Consider the following 3,080-nt stretch of genomic DNA (forward strand, 5'->3'; position numbering starts at 1 on the left):
TGTTGTAACAGACACCGCTGTTCATCTGTTTCTTCTGAAACATAGTCGAGGTCACGCTCTTACACCAAATATTCGCCAAAGCGATCATTACAGAGTCACCGCCCAATTCTCTTTTTCATCGATGTAAATTAGCGAACTACCGTGACGTCAGCTCGGCAAGGAAGCCTCGAATCTATGTCAGACACCACCTCTTCATCTGTTCGTTTGTTCTTCAGAGATTCCGACACACACACACCACATTTCATCTGTTCTTCCACGTGAACCCGAGGTCAGCAAGTGGCAAAACATGATTCATCGTGTTTGTACCACCAAAACCGAATCAACACTAGACTAGAACTAGAACCATTGAATGATTTTTACCACAAATCACTGTCTTCGCATTATTATATATTTACTGGTAGAAGATAATTATACCGTCTATTCTAAGTTCGCCTAGGTAGTTTATCAAGCCGTCAAACGTGTGTTAATGACGTTTAATCAATTCATCCAGAGTTATGAAACTGAGTGAAATATCCTTGCTTTATATACTAACTATAGTCGTCACTCCATCACCACTCTACTCTCGACTCAAAGAACAGATGAACGACGGTGTATGTGTCCGGACTCCGTGAGTGACCAACTTCGCTTCATCGTGGAGTGTCAACGGGTTGTGGAATAATTCTCGTCCTATGTCTCGCGAAGTTCGACCACCTTGTCGGCAATTGCGTCAGGATGTTCCATTACGAACTGAAGGATTGCTTCGTGTATCTCACGCTTCTCGTCATTCCGGATACCGTACTCTCTGAGCGCTTGTTTCACGTCGAATTGAATGAAGTCCTCAAACTCGTCGTGGGTGGTTCGCCGTGGGTATATCTGAGCTTGTACCGACTCAGAGAAGGGGAAACCGGGATTACTGTCTTCGAGCGCTCTAGAAGTATTTGGCCTTACTTCTTGATTGGATTCCTGTTCTGGTCCATCGATGCCTGACTGCTTACTCACCTCTGATTCACGTTCGAGGCTTTCATCTTCCTTTTTGGAATCAACGTCTGACTCTATGTCTTCATCTTTGACCGTCACCTCGTCCCGTACCTCTCCAGAGGTGTCCGTAGTTTCAGACTTGGCTGTATCGGACTCCTGCTCTTCGTCATCGTCTTCGACTTCCGCAAGTTCCTCATCCAACCCTGCAAAGCGGTCGGTGTAGTCCCCCATTAGCGACGCACCTCTCCGTGTTCAATGATGCTTGCGAGTTCTTCGAACGACGAGAGGATCGAATCTTCTGGTGCGTAGTCTCGAAGCGGTTTGTGATCTCCAATTGCACGGGAAAGTGACTCAGAGTGGCGAATACCTGGCTTTGGGAGTGAGCCATCCCATTCTCCGGAATCAATCTTTTCCAGGTCAGCTGGAGAGATATACGCGAAGTTCGGGACCTTCGCAGCGAGATGTTCACGCGTCACCAACGACTCGATCAGCTCTCGGTCAAGAGTTTGTTGATCGATACGACGTTGGAGGTCTGTCGGTACAATTGCAAGCAAGTCCAGCGAAATGAACTCTCGAAGTGGCTTGATTAGACGCTCGACCGTTCGCTCGAACCCTCCGAGTGATTCAGGGCCTGGGCGGAGTGGCACAAGAATCGATTCGGTTGCGACGAGTGCGTTGTCCGTGAGGTGGCCCGTACTCCCGGGCGTGTCGATGATGATGTAATCGTAGGTTTCGCCCAAGAGCGGCTCAACAAGGAACTGTCGCATCCTGACTGTTCCGTGGTTCACCGACCCGAGACGATCTTGGACGTCTTCGAGGTCTGCTGTTGATGGGAAGAGGTCAAACCCAAACTCAGTCGAAACGATTGCGTCATCTGGCTCTGCATCCCGATCTATGATGATCTCTCCGAGATCTGCGTGCTCATCGTCTAGATAGACTTCGCGGAAGTCAAGGCCAACTGTGAGGTGACCATTCGGGTCGAGGTCGACAAGCAGAACATCGTGACCTCGCTCAGCTAACTCGCGGGCAGTGTTAAGCGAAATCGTTGTTTTCCCGACGCCACCCTTGAGCGTGTTCAGTGCGACAGCGTTTGGTTGGGGTTCCTGTGACATTGGAGTTCACCTGAGTCACCTAAGGTAGCTGAGGTACCTGTGGTTGTGCGGATAGACTCACGCATATTATATAATATTTCCTGACTTAACTACCTCACCTAAGCCACCTAAGGTACCTAAGGCAGGTAAGGTAGGTACCATTGTACAGCTTGATTCATCTATGTTATCTATTGGTCCTAGCTCAACTACCTCACCTAATGGGCCTGTGCCACCTTAGGCACCTGAGGTACCTAATGTGAATGTGGAAACTAAGCTAACTAAGGCTGTTCTCGATTATGGATGGTATCCAGAAATGTCTCTGTCCTACCATTTCTACCTTAGGTAACTTAGCTGCCTTAGGTACCTAACTTGCTCCTAACCTTCTGCTCGGAATATGCGAGCAGACTCCGTTGCGCTTGAAGGCAAAATAGCCTATCTCGAAATAGCCAACTCTGAAATTGGTTATCCTGGTCCGATATCAACAACCAGTGCCGACCACAGGTCCGGAGATTGGGACTTTGGGGGGCGCGCGAACTGGCCAAACATCTTTGCTGTGACACCACGTAACTACTACTGGAGACAATCTGTGTCACACACGTCTCCACAATCCCTATGACGAATGATTCGACGGCGCTTGGTCGATGCCCTGACTGCGGCGAAGAGATTGAGGCATACCAGTCGCTCATTGAGTTTGAGGAGGCCGATGGGACAACTGGCGTGTTCGCAGAATGCTATTCATGCGATGAAGTCGTCCGCCCAGAGTGACAAACTGCGCTACGTGTCCACGAGGTAGTCTGCGCCGTATTCCTTCTCGAATTCGTATTCTGACGGGAAAACCGGATCTGTTGTCGCCCAAATATCGTTAATTCGTTTCTCGATAGTCTGAAGAACGACCCGAAGCACGCCATTCGGATCATCTGGGTAGACTGCATCGACCGCACTCTCTTCTCGCGGCTGGGGTGGTACGTGGTAGTGGTCGCGCGTATTGTGCGTATTTGGGTGGCGGTCCCATCAACACGACCAGCGCTCACC

3 protein-coding genes and 1 pseudogene are annotated in these 3,080 nt (G+C 49.6%); 1 reads left to right on the forward strand and 3 read right to left on the reverse strand.

The window, feature by feature from the left end; genetic code table 11:
* Window positions 1-666: 666 nt before the first annotated feature.
* On the reverse strand, window positions 667-1,188 hold the full coding sequence (locus QT222_RS03545; RefSeq protein WP_042662937.1) for a DUF7970 domain-containing protein: 522 nt from the start codon (window positions 1,186-1,188) through the stop codon (window positions 667-669).
* The gene (locus QT222_RS03550; protein WP_004968211.1) at window positions 1,188-2,069 is read right to left on the reverse strand and encodes a ParA family protein; all 882 of its coding nucleotides are present in this window, start codon (window positions 2,067-2,069) and stop codon (window positions 1,188-1,190) included. The genes QT222_RS03545 and QT222_RS03550 overlap by 1 nt, the downstream gene beginning before the upstream one ends.
* Before the next feature lie 591 nt (window positions 2,070-2,660).
* Here QT222_RS03550 and QT222_RS03555 point away from each other — a divergent pair.
* Window positions 2,661-2,813, forward strand: coding sequence for a DUF7837 family putative zinc-binding protein (locus QT222_RS03555; RefSeq protein WP_449405011.1), 153 nt, complete (start codon window positions 2,661-2,663; stop codon window positions 2,811-2,813).
* Between the two features lie 9 nt (window positions 2,814-2,822).
* Here the strand turns inward: QT222_RS03555 and QT222_RS03560 are convergent.
* Window positions 2,823-3,047 (reverse strand): annotated as a pseudogene (locus tag QT222_RS03560) (hypothetical protein); the annotation flags it as partial.
* Between the last annotated feature and the right edge of the window lie 33 nt (window positions 3,048-3,080).

It is taken from the genome of Haloferax sp. s1 (assembly GCF_058382125.1).